The organism is Parendozoicomonas callyspongiae (assembly GCF_023502345.1).
Classification (GTDB): Bacteria; Pseudomonadota; Gammaproteobacteria; order Pseudomonadales; family Endozoicomonadaceae; genus Sansalvadorimonas; species Sansalvadorimonas callyspongiae.
The window spans coordinates 1-16,468 of the sequence record NZ_JAMFLX010000011.1; the positions used below are offsets into that span (position 1 = coordinate 1).

Annotated in this window: 15 protein-coding genes; 6 read left to right on the plus strand and 9 right to left on the minus strand. The window is 47.8% G+C overall.

Going from position 1 to position 16,468, the window contains the following annotated elements; genetic code table 11:
- Positions 1-54: 54 nt before the first annotated feature.
- Complete coding sequence (locus M3P05_RS09425; RefSeq protein WP_249699315.1) at positions 55-2,076, minus strand: MutS-related protein; 2,022 nt, start codon at positions 2,074-2,076, stop codon at positions 55-57.
- Positions 2,077-2,396: 320 nt separating this feature from the next.
- Here M3P05_RS09425 and ffh point away from each other — a divergent pair, with 320 nt between their 5' ends.
- Positions 2,397-3,833, plus strand: a complete 1,437-nt coding sequence (ffh, locus tag M3P05_RS09430) for a signal recognition particle protein (RefSeq protein ID WP_249699316.1) — start codon at positions 2,397-2,399, stop codon at positions 3,831-3,833.
- A gap of 97 nt (positions 3,834-3,930) precedes the next feature.
- On the opposite strand, the gene M3P05_RS09435 is transcribed toward ffh, so the two are convergent.
- From M3P05_RS09435 to M3P05_RS09460, 6 genes are all read right to left on the minus strand, one after another.
- The gene (locus M3P05_RS09435) at positions 3,931-5,019 is read right to left on the minus strand and encodes a hypothetical protein (RefSeq protein ID WP_249699317.1); all 1,089 of its coding nucleotides are present in this window, start codon (positions 5,017-5,019) and stop codon (positions 3,931-3,933) included.
- Positions 4,998-5,804 carry a hypothetical protein gene (locus M3P05_RS09440; protein ID WP_249699318.1) on the minus strand — a complete coding sequence of 269 codons (807 nt, stop codon included), beginning with the start codon at positions 5,802-5,804 and terminating at the stop codon, positions 4,998-5,000. Before M3P05_RS09440 ends, M3P05_RS09435 begins: the two co-directional genes overlap by 22 nt.
- A 148-nt stretch (positions 5,805-5,952) precedes the next feature.
- Positions 5,953-6,906: a hypothetical protein gene (locus tag M3P05_RS09445; protein ID WP_249699319.1), complete on the minus strand. Its 954-nt coding sequence runs from the start codon at positions 6,904-6,906 to the stop codon at positions 5,953-5,955.
- A 163-nt stretch (positions 6,907-7,069) separates the two neighbouring features.
- Complete coding sequence (locus tag M3P05_RS09450; RefSeq protein WP_249699320.1) at positions 7,070-8,098, minus strand: hypothetical protein; 1,029 nt, start codon at positions 8,096-8,098, stop codon at positions 7,070-7,072.
- A 57-nt stretch (positions 8,099-8,155) separates the two neighbouring features.
- Positions 8,156-9,178 (minus strand): hypothetical protein, encoded by a 1,023-nt coding sequence (locus tag M3P05_RS09455; protein ID WP_249699322.1) that lies wholly within the window; start codon positions 9,176-9,178, stop codon positions 8,156-8,158.
- A 164-nt stretch (positions 9,179-9,342) separates the two neighbouring features.
- The gene (locus tag M3P05_RS09460) at positions 9,343-10,308 is read right to left on the minus strand and encodes a hypothetical protein (protein ID WP_249699325.1); all 966 of its coding nucleotides are present in this window, start codon (positions 10,306-10,308) and stop codon (positions 9,343-9,345) included.
- Between the two features lie 407 nt (positions 10,309-10,715).
- On the opposite strand from M3P05_RS09460, the gene rpsP reads away from it, so the two are divergent.
- From rpsP to rplS, 4 genes are all read left to right on the plus strand, one after another.
- Positions 10,716-10,955: a 30S ribosomal protein S16 gene (gene rpsP, locus M3P05_RS09465; protein ID WP_249699455.1), complete on the plus strand. Its 240-nt coding sequence runs from the start codon at positions 10,716-10,718 to the stop codon at positions 10,953-10,955.
- Positions 10,955-11,518: a ribosome maturation factor RimM gene (gene rimM / locus M3P05_RS09470; protein ID WP_249699326.1), complete on the plus strand. Its 564-nt coding sequence runs from the start codon at positions 10,955-10,957 to the stop codon at positions 11,516-11,518. The genes rpsP and rimM overlap by 1 nt, the downstream gene beginning before the upstream one ends.
- A gap of 28 nt (positions 11,519-11,546) precedes the next feature.
- On the plus strand, positions 11,547-12,317 hold the full coding sequence (gene trmD / locus M3P05_RS09475; protein ID WP_249699456.1) for a tRNA (guanosine(37)-N1)-methyltransferase TrmD: 771 nt from the start codon (positions 11,547-11,549) through the stop codon (positions 12,315-12,317).
- Between the two features lie 63 nt (positions 12,318-12,380).
- Entirely contained in the window at positions 12,381-12,734 is a 354-nt protein-coding gene (rplS, locus tag M3P05_RS09480) for a 50S ribosomal protein L19 (protein WP_249699328.1), read from the plus strand.
- An 86-nt stretch (positions 12,735-12,820) separates the two neighbouring features.
- Here the strand turns inward: rplS and manA are convergent, their stop codons facing one another.
- Positions 12,821-13,996 carry a mannose-6-phosphate isomerase, class I gene (gene manA / locus M3P05_RS09485; RefSeq protein WP_249699329.1) on the minus strand — a complete coding sequence of 392 codons (1,176 nt, stop codon included), beginning with the start codon at positions 13,994-13,996 and terminating at the stop codon, positions 12,821-12,823.
- 134 nt (positions 13,997-14,130) lie between these two features.
- Complete coding sequence (gene asd, locus M3P05_RS09490) at positions 14,131-15,249, minus strand: archaetidylserine decarboxylase (RefSeq protein ID WP_249699330.1); 1,119 nt, start codon at positions 15,247-15,249, stop codon at positions 14,131-14,133.
- A gap of 182 nt (positions 15,250-15,431) precedes the next feature.
- Here asd and xerD point away from each other — a divergent pair, with 182 nt between their 5' ends.
- On the plus strand, positions 15,432-16,355 hold the full coding sequence (xerD, locus tag M3P05_RS09495) for a site-specific tyrosine recombinase XerD (protein ID WP_249699331.1): 924 nt from the start codon (positions 15,432-15,434) through the stop codon (positions 16,353-16,355).
- Positions 16,356-16,468 lie beyond the last annotated feature (113 nt).

Genomic DNA, 16,468 nt, shown 5'->3' on the forward strand with positions numbered 1-16,468 from the left:
ACAGCAGGCGATATCGAATACTGCCTGCTGTCCTGGTTAGTGATGGATTGTTTATCAGTATTTTTCCGGGTGAATAATTACGTCATTCGCTGTATTCAGGAAGTCCGACTGGATTCCCTTCTCTTTGAGTACCTGGATAGCTACCCGTTGCTGCGAAGATCCCGGCTTCAGGTAGTAGTCGTACCCAAGCTTTCCACTTTGACCGGTGAAGGCATCAACATGCATGTTTTGGAATCTGTCAGGAATATGAGAGGCCAGAAGCACCGGTCTGGAGTAGTGGGTGGTACAGACGTTTATTGCATGAGGGTAGCCTGAGACAGATTTGAGGTATCCGTAAGTACCTGCTTCACCTTCTACCGGATTGGTGCTGCTGAAGATCTCATCCATGATGGCGAGACTGAACTGGCCTGGTTGCATTGTCTGTAATTTATCCATCAACTCAATAGCTCTCTGACTTTCTGCCTGGAAGCTGGACAGCCCTGCAGCAACCTCCGCACTGATATCCATATGGGTATGAATCAGAGAAAAAGGTGTTAACTTGAATCCTTCAGAAGGTGCGATGCCAAAGGTTTGGGCCAGAATGCTGGAAATTGCTATCCCTTCAATTGCGGTAGATTTACCCGCTGCGTTAGGGCCTGTAACAAGCAGGCTGCGAGGGCTGCCATTGCCAAGGTTAACCGTACTTGGAACTGCAATATCCGGTGGCAGGTGTGGGTTCCAATAGTTGGTCAGGTGTGCAGAAGGGGTTTGGGTTTCCTCATAAGAAGCGAAGGTCAGTTTGTTATTGCCCTCTTGATTTTCTTTTACGAAGTTGGCAACAGTTAACCATGCATCAACTTCGCCTGTGGCTTGAGTGATGGCAAGAAGCTGATCTTTATTATTTCGAAGCAGATTGATACCACGCTTATAGCGACCCATATTAGTGACGTAATACGAGAAGGCATCTGGTGATTTGTCTGGAGCACTGTCCAGCAGATTTGTTAACTCCTGAATATTAGGAGAGGTTTTAAATGCATTGAAATTGCTGGTCAGAGTTAAAGCGTCTGTTAATGCAGGATGCTTGTTCAATAGATCGGCGATCTTTTTGGCGGCACTCAGTGAACGTCCCGGGCGGCGGGCGCGCTCAAAGATAAAGAGGTAAGCATTCCTTTCTGCTTTGCTCAGCTGGTTAAGCTGATATGTTATCAATCCTTGTGCTACCAGCATGCCGCCTGCTAATGCGAGGTTGGTGTAGATGCTGTTTTGTGATAATTCTGCTTTTATAACCCTAGGTACAGTTTTAGGGAGCATTTTAAAAGCTGTCCATGCGTTGCCGGTCATTGAATATAGTTGTACATAAATGTTGGCGGATATTGCAGCTGTAGTGGATAGTGCAAGGTTGGATAGTTGAAATACATACCCAAGCTCTCCAAAGCGGCGTGAAACTTCAAATGCGGTACTGGAGCTAATAGGGAAAATAGACTGAGTTATGGATTCGATATCCTGCGCACGTGATGTGTTAATAATGTCTGAAGGGTCGAAGAGAGTGATCACACCATCCTCATCCCCCGCATATCTTCGCAGTAGAGAGCTAAGCTGGCTGCAAAGGCCGGGGTTGTCCAGAAGGTACTGTAAGGCTTGCTGCCTCAGCTTGAGCTGGTTGATATCATCCGTTGGTGTTATCAACGCATTGGCAAGCATGATCTCACCGGAGACGGATGCAGTTTGTCCGATGCGATTAAGCAGGCTTTTGTCAGGGTTAAGAGTTGTTCCCTTAAGCAGTTTTAAATCCTTGACAGCGTGATGGGTAAGAACCGTATTTGATTTGTCACCAGGCTGATCTTTCAGGGCAGAGAGCATGATTTCGCGCTTTTGCCGAGCCGTCAGGATGATTTCAGGGTGGTCAAGACTCTCTTTTAACGACATATCCTGAAAAGACAGGGCGCTATAGGGGTAAGCTTCTGGCAGATGATTCGAGATCAGCTCGTAACTGTTATCAATCCGCAAATCTGCTGCCACTGATGATGAAAGGCCCACTACAGATATTATGAAACCCAGAGTCTTCAGGATGTGTGAGCCCTTTGTGATTGTTTTCATAGATCCCAGCCCGATGATATTTGCCATCAAAATTGAGGGAGATTTCATTGAGATCCATTCCTCCCCCCTGACGAATAGGCTGAAAGAGTAGACGCAGATTCCGCAGGTGGCGGTACATTTGATGGTGTTTTGGTATGAATTTGTAAATGGCGGTGCAGGCTGGGAGGGTATTTCCAGACCATGTTTTTTTGAAGAAAAGTTATGTTTTCGGAGTAAATAGTGTACTGCGTAAAGGGCTTTTGATGCATCAGGGTGCAGTTAGGTGCCGGGAACAGGTATAATCATCTGATTTAGAAAGCCAGGATTAAAGAGAACGCCGGATGTTCCAGAATCTTTCTGATCGCCTGTCACAGACTCTCCGGGATGTCACCGGCAAGGCGAAACTGACCGAAGACAACATTAAAGATACCCTCCGCGAAGTTCGTATGGCACTGCTGGAGGCTGATGTTGCCTTGCCTGTAGTCAAGGAATTCGTAAACCGGGTCCGTGAACGGGCCATTGGTCAGGAGGTTCAGCAGAGCCTTAGCCCGGGCCAGATTTTCGTCAAGATCGTAAACAGCGAGCTTGTCGAGGTTATGGGTGCTGCCAACGATGAATTGAATCTGGCAACCCAGCCACCGGCCGTTATTCTGATGGCGGGTCTGCAGGGTGCTGGTAAAACCACCTCTGTGGCCAAGCTGTCCAAGTGGCTGCAGGAACGCAAGAAGAAGTCTGTGCTGGTGGCCAGTGCCGACGTTTACCGTCCTGCTGCGATCAAACAGCTGGAAACTCTGGCTGGTGAAGTTGATGCAACCTTCTTCCCATCCACCACTGATCAGAAGCCGGTTGATATTGCCCGTAATGCGATTCAGGAAGCTCGCCTGAAGCATAAGGATGTGGTGATTATCGATACCGCCGGTCGACTCCATGTTGATGAAAGCATGATGGAGGAGATCAAAGAACTGCACGCAGCGATCAATCCGATCGAAACCCTGTTCGTGGTTGATGCCATGACTGGTCAGGATGCTGCCAACACTGCCAAGGCGTTTAATGATGCCCTGCCGCTGACTGGTGTGATCTTGACCAAGGCCGATGGTGATGCCCGTGGTGGTGCTGCTCTGTCTGTGCGTCATATCACTGGCAAGCCCATCAAGTTCCTGGGTATGGGCGAGAAGGTTGAGGCCCTGGAGCCATTCCATCCTGACCGTATCGCATCCCGTATTCTGGGCATGGGTGATATCCTCTCACTGGTTGAAGAAGCGGAACGCAAGCTCGACAAGAAGAAAGCCGACAAGCTGGTTACCAAACTAAAGAAAGGTAAAGGCTTTGATCTGGAAGACTTCCGTGATCAGCTGCTGCAGATGAAGAGCATGGGTGGTCTTGGTGGCCTGATGGATAAGCTGCCTGGCATGGGCAATATGTCTGAAATGGCTCAGAACCCACAGGCCAACAAAATGTTCGGGCAGATGGAAGCCATTATCAACTCCATGACTCCGAAAGAGCGTCGCAATCCTGATATCCTGAACGGTTCACGCAAGAAGCGTATTGCTGCCGGTTCCGGTACCCAGATCCAGGATATCAACCGCCTGATCAAGCAACACAAGCAGATGGCCAAGATGATGAAGAAGATGACCGCTAAAGGTGGTATGGCCAAGATGATGCGCGGGCTTGGTGCCCTGAAAGGTCAGCTGCCTGGTGGTATGGGTGGCGGCATGGGCGGAATGGGTGGCCCTGGAGGTATGTTGCCTCCTGGTGGTGGTAAAAAATTCCCGTTTTAATTTCAGTTAAAGTCGCTGCTGAAAAGGGCGGTATCTCTAATATCTGCTGGTTTCCGGCAAGTAAAATTTGCTCGTCGGGAGAATGCAGAGATGATACTCATGAGCTCGGTTTGACTGTTTGGCGTAGTCTGGTGTGGGAAGCTTCGAGAGGGCGGTCCGGTTCATCCGTCACAACAGATTCTGAGGCGAGAGCTCTTGCATTTGGTTGCAGGCGGGTGAAACCTGGGCGCTTACACATGCCTTTTTGAATCAGTCTTTTATTTATATAATCAGGTTCTTGGCTTGCACTATGCTTGAGAGCTGAACCAATTATTAATCCACCCAGGCTGAAAGCCGGTATGGTAGCAAGTGGGGCAAATGGTAGGTAAGAAGTAGCTGGGTAGGTTGCAACTGCTCCCACGGCGGCTCCAGTCAGGGTCCATGAAATGTCCGAGTGGGAGGGCTCTGGTTTACCAAGAGTCACTTCTGGCTTTCCCAGCCTGGGGTTAGTGTATATATAAATGCTTCTGAGTATGGGGTGCGGCTCGAAGGAGCGTGTGTTTAATATTTTATAGGCAACGGTAGCGACTGGGGTTTCGGTGTAGGTAAAAGACTCCACTGTCCTTTTAATATTGACATTTATACATGACATGTAGACAGTGAGTTGCCTTGGGAATGCCGGATTGTAGTCATAAAGGCCTTCATAAAATAGTATCAAGCGACGGTTTGCCCCTCCGGGTTGTTCAAAAAACATCTTGCTGGGAAGTGGTTGGCTTTTTAATTGTGGAAGTAAACTGCCCTTAGAGTAGCCGCAGTGAGAGTAAAACAGTGCTTTTCCGGCTGTTTCTATCATCGATACATTACCAATGTCGAAGATGAGAGTTTTAAAAGGCTGCCAATCTTCCTGTGCTTCTGAGCTCGAGGATAAGTCGGGAAGGTCTGGATAGGGGGGGAGGTGCATTAATTTTAATGTTTGTAAGTTCTTTGTGTTATTCACATAAATATCTATTTCACATGCCTGAACCTTGCCTGCAAGGGCAGCCATTCCAATAGTAAATATGAGTGTGCAATATAGGTGATATAAGCAGCATTTTACTGAAGAGCCATGTGGTTGACTGTGAAACATGCGAATACTCTCTGTGGCAGTTAAGTGAAATAAGTTCGCCGGGAGAATCAAGTGATAATTCATTTTTTTCTTTTTCGACATGTGGTGCTGGTGGGAGGTGCGTGAGGAGGACTATCCGTCACGACAGGGTTTGGGGTGAAAGTGCTTATACCTACACCTAAAGCTGGGTAAGGGGTGATAGGGGAGGGGAACCTGCCTTTTTGAATTAGCTCCTGATTGATACGATCGGGGGGAGAGCTTTTACTTTGGCAAGCTAAGCCAGAAAATAATCCAGTCAGACCGTAAGTCGGTGTAATCATTCCAGGTTTTGTCAATCTGGTATGGGTTTTTATATTAATGCTACGGAGTTTGGGGTATGGGTCAGGGCGTGGGCCAGAGGGGGCTGTATCTATTTCGTAGGCGACGGTAGCGATTGGGAGTTCTGAGCAGGTAGTAGAAGATTCTGTCGTTCTTATAATATCGATATTTTTACATGACATGAAGATAGTGAGTTGCTTTGGATATGAAGGGTTGTATTCATAAAGGCCTTCATAAAATAGTATCAGGCTACGGTTTGGCCCGTTGGGTTGTTGGAAAAACATTCTGTCGGGGAGTCGTTGCTTTCTTGGATAAAAATGTATACTGCCGCCGGAGTGATGGTTGTGGGAATCAAGCAGTGTTTTTCCGGCTGTTTCTATGAGCGACATAATGGCTAAGCTGAAGATGAGCTTTTTAAAGGGGAGCCAATCCTCTAGAACTTCTGAGGCCAGGCTTGGAAGATCTGGAAGGGGGGGGGATGGCTCAACCTTTAATTCCTGTTTGTCCTTTATACCGTTTACATAAATTTTTATATTATACGCACAAGTCTGGCCAGCAAGACCAGCCATTCCGACAGTAAATAACAGTGTGCAGCCTATGTTACGCAAACACCATTTTACTAAAGAACAGCGTGGCTGCCTGTAAGGCAGTTGATCGGAAGGTATATTGATAAGGGACTCAGCTAGTCTGGGGTGGTTCTGGCAGCCTGAGTTGCATTCATTCATTTTTTGGCTTTTGTGGAGTTATACGCGTCCGCATAGGTTGAGTCGCGAGAACTACTTCGTCACCCTCAACGGGTTCTGGTGCGGGAACGCTTGCGCACGGTTGCTGGCCGAAGCGAGGTTGTGTTGTAAACCTGCTTCTTTTAACCAGTGTCTGATTCATGGAAGAAGGGAACCTTGGCCCCCTAATAGCTTTTAGGCGATCATTTTCCCCCCACACTAATCCACATAAACTAAAACCCGGTATTGCAATGAGTGGAATAGATGACGCGTGAGGAACATATAGGTATGCCACTGATGATGTTAATGCCCCTATACAGGCTCCGGTCAGGGTCGATACAAGGGTTGGTGTAAGGGTTGGTGTAAGTTGGCTGGCAGGAGTTTCTGGCCCCGATGGAATCAGCACAGGCTTTGCCAGTCTGGGTGTCGTCAGTATGTTGATGCTGTCCAGTATGGGCTCATAATCCAACAAATCTGTGTTTGCGGCTACTGTATAGGCGATGGTTGCCAGTAGAGGTTGTGGGGTGGTATCAAAAGAAGGTTCTGTCATTTTATTAGCGTCTTCTCGTATGAGCGACATGTAGATAGTCAGCTTTTCTGGAACTGAATCGCTATATTCGAAAAGACCTTCATAAAATAGTATCAGTCGTCGTTCTTCATTGTCGGCGCTCTCGAAAAACATTTTGCCGGGAGGGGGCTGGTAGCGCCTTTGGCTTGGGCTGTTGTGGGAATAAAGTAGTGCTTTTGCAGCTGTTTCTATCGCTAAAATACAGTCGTTGTAGAGAAAATGTTGTATATAGCTTAGAGCTTGTATACCTGTTGGACGAGTTATGAGGATTGCAGTAAATAATACGGGGGATGGTGGCTGAAAATCTATATAACCCACTCTCCTTTCATCTGCGCGAATAGGTATTTCATACGCACAGGCCTGATCTGTAAAACCAGCCATCCCGGCAGTCAATACGAGTGCGCAGCCTATGTAACGCAGGCTGCTTTTTACTGTAGAGCAGCGTGGCTGCCTGTAATGTGGTTGGCTGGAAGGTATATACATACGCTGGAATATCTGGTGCTCAACTGGTCTGGGACAGATGCTAGTACAGCCTGGATGGCGTTCATTTGAGGGGATGTCTTTGGCGCAGATCAGTAGGTCCAACCGTGACAGTTGTATCTTCATCCGTAATAGGGGCTGATTCGGAAAAGCTGGTGTCTGGTTGCTGGCTTAGGGAGGGTTGCGTTGTAAACCTGCCTCTTTTAGCCAGTATCCAATTGATGGAAGAAGGGGGCCTTCTAATAGCTTTTGGGCGATTAAGGTCCCCCCACGCTAATCCACAGTAGCTAGAACCCACTATTGTAATGATTGGAATAAATGGTGAGTGAGGATGATGTAGAGCATATGGGTATGCTACTGCTGATGCTAATGTCCCTATACCGGCTCCGACCAGGATCGATTTAAAAATTGGTGTTTGGCTGGCAGGAGTTTCTGGCCCCGGTGGAGTCAGCGCAGGCTTTGCCAGTTTGGGGGGCGTCAGTATTTCGATGTAGCGAATTTTGAGGTGATAATCCAGCCAGGATGTGCCTGTAGCTACTGTATAGGCGATGGTTGCCAACAGGGGTTGTTGGGTGGTGTCAAAAGAAGGTTCTGTCATTTTTTCAGCGTCTGCTTGTAAGTATGACATGTAGATAGTCAGCCTTTCTGAAGCTGAATCGCTATATTCGAAAAGACCTTCATAAAACAGTATTTGTCGTCGGTTTTCCTGATCGGCTCCCTCGAAAAACATATTGCTGGGAGGGGGCTGGTAGCGCCTTTGGCTTGGGCTGTTGTGGGAATAAAGTAGCGCTTTTGCAGCTGCTTCTATCGCTAAAATAATGTCCGTTCTGAAGATGAATTTTGTAAAATTTCCAGATTTTATCTCCTCAGGGAGATGGGCGTTGGCTAAAGAAAATGATGCGGCGGATGGTGGCTCAAAATGTAACTGCCCTGACTTTATTCCATTTATGAAAACGTTTACGGTATGCGCACAGGCCTGATCTGTAAAGCCAGCCATCCCGGCAGTCAATACGAGTGCGCAGCCTATGTAACGCAGGCTGCGTTTTACTGAAGAGCAGTCTGGCTGCCTGTAATGCAGTTGGCTGAATGGCATAGGGATATGTCTGAATATCAACTGTCAAGGGCTGGATTCTAGCAGCCTGGGCGGCGTTCATTGTTTTTTTTGGGGGGGGCTTTTGCGCATCGTCGAAGAATGAAATCTGGGAAGTGCTTCGTCATCAGCAAAGGGTTCTGGTTCGGAAGCGTTTGCGCCTGGTTGCTGGCCGATGGGGGATTGTGTCGTAAACCTGCTTCTTAGAACAAGTGTGTGATTTATATGACGAGGGTTTCGCTTTTCATCTTTTTGGTAGCTTCTACCCCATAATAATCCACATAAACTACAACCCGGTATTGCAACGAGTGGAATAAGTGATGTGTGAGGGTTAAATGAGCTTGCTGCTACTGCTGTCAGTGTCCCTATACAGGCTCCGGTCAGGGTCGATAAAAGAGTTGTTCTTTGTTGTATGATGGGAAGTTCTGCCCTCTCTGGGGTGAGTACAGGCTTCAGCATCATGGGTGTCGTTAGTATGTTGATGCTGCGGATTTTGGGGTGATAATCCAGCAAGAATGTGCCAGCGGCTACTGTATAGGCGATGGTTGCCAGCGGAGTTTGGGTGGTAATAAAGGTAGGTTCTGTCATTTCTTGAGGGTTTGCCCGTATGCATGACATGTAGATAGTCAGCTTTTGCGGAGCAGAATCGCTATATTCGAAAAGACCTTCATAAAACAGTATCAATCGTTGGTTTTGCTCGTCGGCGCTCTCGAAAAACATTTTGCCGGGAGGGGGTTGGTAGTGCTCTTGGCTTGGGCAGTTGTGGGAATAAAGTAGCGCTTTGGCAGCTTTTTCTATCGTTACAATACAGTCAGTATTGAAGACAAAATTTTTAAAGTTTCCAGTATGCAACTTATCTGGAAGACTGATGTTGGGTAAAGTAAATGATGGGGAAGATGGTGGCTGAAAATTTAAAGATCCTGATTTTTCCCCATCTACATGAATAGGTACCTCATACGCACAGGCCTGATCTGTAGAACCTGTCATTCCGGCAATAAATATGAGTGTGTAGCCTATGTAATACAGGCAACGTTCTAGTAAAGAGCAGCGTGGCTGCCTGTAAGGCGGTTGGCTGGGAGACATATGCGTACACCTGAACATCAACCTTTTTGCCTTACCCGGTTAGGAAGCTAATTCTAGAACAGTCTGATGTGTTACGAGTGTGTGTTTAAGGCGTTGTGCGCCTGATATTTACTTTAACTCTGCGGGAGTTAAACAGGCTCGCCGGGTGAATTAAATAGGCGTGTTTATTGCGTGGTTTTTCTGTGGCGCGTGGAGTTGCCTGGGGTTGTTAAAGGGGGGGCTGTGTCGTCAGTGACAACAGGCTCTGAGGTGGAGGCGCTTGCATATGGTTGCCGGGTGATGAGGGATTGGGTTGTAAACCTGCCCTTTTGGACCAGCTGGAAATTGGTGTATTGAGGGCACGATTCTGGGCTATCATCGGTTTGGCAAAATTTACCAAGCGCTACAAAAAAATAAGCGCTACCCCCTATGAAAATAAGTGGGGCAACTGGTATGTAATAAGAAAATGGGTATGATGCTATTGCTGCTATCGTTCCTATCAAGGTTCCAGTCAGTGCCCATGGAAGCATATCTGGCCTTGAGTGGTTTTTGAGATTATGTGGAACGAGTTCAGGTTTTGTTAGCAAGGGTGTTGTAATTATATTAATGCTGATAACTCTGGGTGAATGGTTATCAAAGGTTCTGTCTGCACCTATTGTGTAGGCGATGGTTACGAACGGCTCTTCTGGCGTTTGGGTGAAAGGAGGTTCTTTTATCCATGCAGTTCCTGCCTGTATGCATGACATAAAGATAGTTATCGTATCCGAACTTGAATCATTGTACGTATAAAGACCTTCGTAAAACATTATCGACCGGATGCCCATGCTGGATTGTTCGAAAAACATTTTGTTGGGAAGAGGTTGGTGGTGTGTTTGGTTTGTGCTGTTGTGGGAATAAAGCAGCGCTTTTGCAGCTTTTTCTATCATTGAAATATTTTTAGGGTGGAAGACGAGTTCCTTAAAGCCAGATTGCTCTATCTCAGGAGGGTGATTGGTGGTGTTGTATGAGATTGATAGGGGGGGTGATTGAAGAATATTTATATCTCCTTGTGGTTTTTCATCTACGTAAAGAGATACTTCGTACGCACAAACCCGAGCCGAAAGACTCGCGACCCCGGCAATAAATACGAGTATGCGACATAAATACAGCATTTTCTTCCTGGGGAGTGGCTTGCCTGTCGGTAAGGCGGTTGACTGGAAGACATGTGCATACACCTGAATATCAGAACCTCAGTCATCAGTCAGTTGGGATTCTAGAACAGCCTGACATGTTATGAAAATGTCTATGTGATTGTTTTTTCTGTATCTCTGTGGAGGTGAAATGCAAATTCTGATAACTGATAACGGATTTCAGGCGGGGTTAATAATTGAAATCCCTTGTTGCATAAAGATGAAATTATCGTAGAATACTGCGCCTTTACGGGAGAAGGCCCGGGCCTTCGCTCGTCCAGTAAGAAACGTATCTTCTGATACACACTTGCCGGTTTCTGCCCGGGAATACAGAGATGGCATTTCGTCGTTTTGCCGGAAAGCTCTGTTTACACAGGAAGAGATATTCCATGGTAACTATTCGTCTTGCTCGTGGTGGCTCCAAAAAGCGTCCTTTTTACCACCTGACCGTGTCTGACAGCCGTAAGGCCAGCACTGGCCGTTTCATTGAGCGTGTAGGTTTCTTCAACCCACAGGCTCGTGGTCAGGAAGAGCGCCTGCGTATTGACACTGACCGTGTTAACCACTGGGTGGAAAAAGGTGCTCAAATGAGTGACCGTGTTAAGCAACTGCTGAAAAGCGCTGCTTAATGTCTGTTGCCGGTGAAACTGCGCACGCACCCCAGGATCTTCTGGTTATGGGGCGTGTAACGACAGTATACGGGATCAAGGGTTGGGTGAAGGTGTACTCCTTTACTGATCCTATGACCAATATCCTTAATTACCGGCACTGGTATCTGCGATACCCTAACGGCCAGACAGAGGCCGTTAAACTCGACAGCAGCCGTGTCCATGGCAAAGGGCTTATCGCTCTTTTCTCCGGATGCACAGATCGGAATGAAGCCCTGCGTTTTGCCGGTGCTGATATTCTTGTTAACAGTCGGGAGCTGCCAGAACCTGAATCCGGTGAGTACTATTGGTACCAGCTGGAAGGTCTGACAGTGATTACTCAGAATGATGCCGGTGAAGACATCAATCTGGGTAAAGTTCATCACCTGATGGAAACAGGGTCTAACGATGTTCTTTCGGTACGTGGTGCCCGTGGCAGCATTGACCGGCGTGAGCGTCTGATTCCCTGGATCGATGAGCAGGTGATACAGGAAGTGAACCTTGATGAAGGGTTCATTCGGGTCGATTGGGACCCGGCTTTCTAATGATAAACGGTTAATGTTAAAAGTGAGTATGAGGTTTGATGTTGTCACGCTCTTTCCCGATATGCTCAAAGCGATCACCGAAAATGGTGTCAGCGGGCGGGCAATAAGGAATGGGTTGATTGAAGTGAACGCCTGGAATCCCCGGGAATACACTCATGACCGACATCGGACAGTGGATGACCGGCCTTATGGCGGTGGTCCCGGCATGTTGATGAAAATTCAACCTCTGCGTGATGCAATACAGGCGGCAAAGGAAGCTGCAGGTCCTGATACAACCGTGATCTATCTTTCGCCTCAGGGTCGCAGACTCGATCAGGCGGGAGTAAAAGAGCTGGCCGAAAGGAAGAAGCTGGTATTGGTTGCAGGACGGTACGAAGGTATTGATGAGAGGCTGGTTCAAACAGAGATTGACGAAGAGTGGTCTCTGGGGGACTTTGTCCTGAGTGGCGGCGAACTGCCTGCCATGACCCTTATTGATGCCGTATCGCGCTTTGTACCGGGCACCCTGGGTCATCAGGATTCTGCTCAGGAAGATTCATTCGCTGAAGGCCTGCTCGACTGTCCTCATTACACTCGTCCAGAGGTATTTGAAGACAGAGAAGTTCCGGAAGTTCTGCTTTCGGGAAATCACGAGCATATCCGTCAGTGGCGACTGAAACAGTCGCTCGGACGGACCTGGCTCCGACGGCCTGACCTTCTCGAAGGGCGAGCTATGTCGGATGAGGAAGAGAGGCTATTGGCTGAATTTATCCGCGATCACCATGACGCGGACAATGACCGGACGCCAAACGCTAAATAATTGGTGAATGAGTCTGGATTTGAGTGAATTCTCGATTTTGACTTTTTTGGGAGCAACAGAGCAATGAGTAAAAACAAGATCATTCAGCAGCTTGAAGCTGAACAGATGAACAAAGAAATTCCTTCTTTCGGTCCTGGCGACACTGTCGTTGTTCAGGTTCGCGTTAAAGAAGGTAACCGTGAGCGTCTGCAGGCGTTCGAAGGCGTTGTTATCGCTAAGCGTAACCGTGGCCTGAACTCTGCATTCACCGTGCGCAAGATTTCCAACGGTACTGGCGTAGAGCGTGTTTTCCAGACTTACAGCCCTGTAGTGGCTGGCGTGCAGGTTAAGCGTCGTGGTGACGTACGCAAGGCCAAACTGTACTACCTGCGTGAGCGCAGTGGTAAGGCCGCACGTATCAAGGAAAAGCTGAACTAATCCAATACCAACCGCTTTTCGACAAAACGACGGGGAAAGGGCTGCCAGTGGCAGCCCTTTTTCTTTATGGGTTTTATGTATTGAGATTATGTAAGTGTTGAGCTCGCTCTGGCGACACGACCGGTGCCTTCGAGCTTGTAACTGCCTGCATCAGCGCCAATAAAGCAGGACTGGCCTTGACTGAGCTGCAAGGTTTCATTGCTGTGTGAAATTGTGAAGTATCCATCCAGACAAAACAGGATTTCCGCACTGGAAACCTGGAATCGTTCAGAAGCCTCTGTTGAATCAATCACGCTGAAAGCAAAGTCATTCGCCGGCACGGGAAAACGGGTTTCGCCGTTCTCTTCCGGCAGGGGGCTGGTTTTTAGCGCGTTGTAGGAAGATGTGGTGAATTTAATGGCTTTTAATAGTTCATCAATATCAACATGTTTGGGAGTCAATCCACCCCTCAGAACATTATCCGAGCAGGCCATGATTTCCATGGCGGTTCCTTCCAGGTAGGCATGCAGAGTACCCTCTTTAAGGAACATGGCTTCACCGGGAGCGAGGGTGATGATGTTTAACAGCAGTGGGCTAAGAACACCAATATCACCAGGATGGAAAACACTTAACTTTTGAACTTCCTGCCACGCGGGGTCTTTGCTTTCCGCTGCATAGCTCAGTGCCCTGGACATTAAATTCTGCTTTATCTGTTCTGGAAGTGTCATCAGTGACTGATAAAACTGTTTCAGATTGGCCGATTCTTCAAGCTTTAAAAGAGCCTGTTCGAGTTCCTGTAAATCAGCCATTCGAAACAGTCTGATAATCTCTTCCTGGGAGCGGAAGCCATTCATGGCCTTAAAAGCGGTCAGAGCATAAACCAACTCAGGTTTGTGGTTGTTATCCCGGTAGTTACGATTTGGTGCGTTGACTGGTATGCCTTCAGTATTTTCCCGGGCAAACCCTTCCAGTGCCTGTTGTTTGTTTGGGTGTGCCTGGATCGACAGGGGCTTGGCGACAAAAAGAACCTTGAACAAAAAAGGAAGGGCCGGACCAAACTGTTCGATGGAGCTATTACCTAGTAGCTCAGGTTTTCTGGCAAGTAGATCACAGAGAGTCTCCGAGCAGTTATTGACTGAAGAAGGGGCCTTGGGGTGCGCTCCCATCCAGATTTCTGCCAGAGGTTTATGGTCTGGATTATTGATGCCAAAAAGTTTGGTAACAGCATCAATGTTTCCCCACTCATAGTGCTGAATCGGGTTTTCCAATTTGAAGATGGACATATCACTGAGGTTTTGGGATTGGGATATAAGGTATTTTGCAGGAGAACTTGAATAAAGCCTATAGACAGAAGGTGGATTTGTCAGTCTCTCTCCTGCCTATTGGGCTTGGCATATGCGCAGTGCTCTTACCTCGATTACTGGTTTGAGGGAGGGCTTATTGGCTGGCCCATTTTAACCTTGGTTCCTGCCTGCAAACTTTTCAGCCAGCCATTGCACTCTTTTCCGAACAGGCAGATGACGGTTGATCCCAGCTTAAAGTCGCCAGCGTTATCACCTTTGGAGAAACGGTGATTGTCCGCCTGGTAGTCCTTATGGACAAGGTCATAGCGACCGTTATGTTTCCCATGAGGATTTTCAAGGCCGCCCCAGGTCGTCTCAATACTTGATACATTTATAGCCCCTACCATAATCATGGCCATAGGTCCGTGGTCGGTATCAAACATGGCAACCAGTCTCTCATTGTGGGCAAAGAGTTTGGGTTTGCTTCTTACTGTTTTGGGGTTTACAGAAAACAATTTGCCCGGGATATGTGTGGTCCAGAGCAGCTTGCCGTTTACCGGCATATGGAAATGGTGATAATCCGAGGGTGATAGATACATGGTTGTGAACTGACCGTTCTCAAACTGCTTTGCAGCCTCTTCGTCTCCACCAAGAAGCTCGGTGAGAGTATAGGTATGATCTTTTGCCTGAATCAGCTGTTCACCCTGGATTGGGCCAATCTGACCGATGGTGCCGTCAACCGGAGAGGCAATCTGTCCCTCTTCAGTAATGGGGCGTACGCCTTCCTTGAGATTGCGGGTAAAGAAATCATTGAAGCAGTCAAACTCGCTTGCAGAATGCCTCTTAGTTTCTTCCATATTGATATTGTGAATCCAAATAAAGCTGTTGATAAACAAATTCTTTAGAAATGGAATACGACAGTTGGCAAAAAGGCCGAATAGTCGTGAAAATGTGTGGTGTGGCAAAGCTTTTTGTGCAAGTACGAAGAGTTTGTCTGATCCATGGCTCAGGCGTTGTCTAAGCCAGTTGATACCAGGGATCTTGGTAATCCAGCTGGTTTTTTTTACAGATGCGGTAGGTTTAGTTTCGGTGACAGTCGTATCTGCCAAAACAGTTCTCGGTGTTTCGGTAGATTGAGTACTCTTCAGGCTTGTCTGTGTAGTAACACTTTGATTTTTCTTTTGCTCTGCTGAGGGGGTTGATGGCAGTGGAATGGCTCCGCCAGGACTATAACTTCCAGTTACTCTATTCATGGTTTCTCTCCCTGATTATTTGTAATTACCCAAACTTTAGAGAGAAGATTTCAAATGGGTTATTCAACAATGGTATGAATATGGGGGCACTTTCGACCAAGGTATAAATAGGGTAATGGAACTTTATTTAAACTCTGAGTTCATGTTTGAATAGCGACTTTCACTAAAGTCGTGGTAGGGATATGCCTGTAAGGGCGAATGCTGTAAAAAGGCAGGGACAGTTGCCCCCGAATCTTGCTGATTATCTGGAGTACCTCTGGCTGGAAAAAGGGCTGAGTGATAACAGTCGGCAATCTTACCGACGAGACCTTGCCCAGCTGTCCGGCTGGTCAGTGCTTGAAGGTGAGGAGCTGGTCTCGATCTCCCGGGACAAGTTAAGAGACTTTCTGGCCTGGCGAACGGAGCAGGGTTACAACGCTCGATCCATGGCCCGGATGATGTCGGCAGTCAGGGGGTTTTATGCCTGGCTGCATAAGAATGGCAAGATCTCTGAAAACCCTTCTCTTCAGATTGAATCTCCCCGATATGGTCGCTCGCTACCGAAAACCCTGACTGAGCAGGACGTAGAGTACCTTCTTGATGCTCCTGATCTTCAGACTTCTCTGGGTTTGCGGGATCGGGCTATGCTAGAGCTGCTATATGCCTGTGGCTTGCGGGTTTCTGAGCTTGTTGGCATGGAATTGTCGCGGGTGAATCTGCGCCAGGGTGTACTGCGTATTTATGGAAAGGGAAGCAAGGAACGGCTTGTTCCTATGGGGGAAGCGGCCTGTGAGTGGCTTGAAAACTACCTGGCCCATGGAAGAAGCCACTTTATGGGGGGCGCGCACAGTGATGTGCTTTTTCCGGGGCGGGGCGGGAACTTTATGACTCGCCAGACGTTCTGGCACAGAATTAAGAAGTATGCAGTGATTGCTGGTATCAATAAGCCGCTGTCCCCGCATGTTTTAAGGCATGCTTTTGCCACCCACCTGCTTAACCATGGAGCAGATCTGCGGGCGATACAGATGTTGCTGGGCCATAGTGATCTTTCGACTACGCAAATCTATACTCACGTCGCTCGACACCGGCTGCAGCAACTCCATGCGGAACACCACCCCAGGGGGTAAGTGGTGTGGGGATTGAGTGAGAGCGAATATTGCCGGAAGGATTCAGCTGGGAAGGATCAGAAAACTTCCCTGCTATTGTTAGAAAAATATCTCTGCAAAACAAATGAGGTTAG